This window comes from Pseudomonas lundensis, assembly GCF_002269125.1.
Classification (GTDB): domain Bacteria; phylum Pseudomonadota; class Gammaproteobacteria; order Pseudomonadales; family Pseudomonadaceae; genus Aquipseudomonas; species Aquipseudomonas lundensis_A.
In genome coordinates this window covers 1-942 of record NZ_NQKI01000095.1, presented here as the reverse complement: position 1 = coordinate 942, position 942 = coordinate 1, and the positions used below count along the sequence as shown (strand labels likewise).

Below are 942 nucleotides of genomic sequence, written 5' to 3'. Positions count from 1 at the left end.
TGTAGTGGTCTAATGAAACCGGACACTCATTTAGGCGAGAATGCTCGCCATATCGAGGTGTCAGATGACCAAGCAACGTCGTGTCTTTTCCGCTGAATTCAAACGCGAGGCTGCTGACCTCGTACTCAAACAAAATTACAGCTGCATCGAAGCCAGTCGTTCACTCGGCATTGGCGAGTCGGCCCTGCGCCGTTGGGTCAGTCAGCTTCTGCAGGAACGCACAGGCGTCACCCCGCAGAGCAAGGCGCTCACCCCAGAGCAGCAAAAGATCCAGGAGCTGGAAGCCCGAATCGCCCGTCTTGAACGAGAGAAATCGATATTAAAAAAGGCTACCGCGCTCTTGATGTCGGAAGATCTCGAGCGTTCGCACTGATCCATCAGCTAAGCGCCCATGAACCTGTTGACTGCTTGTGCGAGGTGTTCGAAATCACCCGTTCGACTTACTACGCCCATCGCCTCAGGCGGCGTTCTCCGGGCGTTGAGAGAATTCGATTACGCAGTCGAGTCAACGAACTGTTCACCCAGAGCCGAAACGCTGCTGGCAGCCGAAGTATCGTGTCGATGATGCAGGATGATGGCGAGCAGATCGGGCGTTTCAAGGTGCGAGGCTTGATGCGGGAACTGGGGTTGATCAGCAAGCAGCCTGGCTCGCATGCCTACAAAAAAGCAACGGTCGAGCGGCCTGACATTCCAAATACACTGAATCGTAAATTCGATGTTCCCGAGCCAAACAAGGTTTGGTGCGGTGACATCACCTACATCTGGGCGCAAGGGAAATGGCACTACCTGGCCGTGGTTATAGATCTCTATGCTCGCCGGATAGTGGGCTGGGCGTTATCAGGAAACCCGGATGCTGACTTGGTCACCAAAGCACTGGATATGGCCTATGAGCAACGCGGGAAGCCTCAAGGGCTGCTGTTTCATTCGGATCAGGGATCACAA

At 54.5% G+C, this 942-nt stretch carries 1 pseudogene; it reads left to right on the top strand.

The window, feature by feature from the left end:
- Window positions 1-64: 64 nt before the first annotated feature.
- Window positions 65-942, top strand: a pseudogene (locus tag CJF39_RS22610) (IS3 family transposase); the annotation flags it as partial.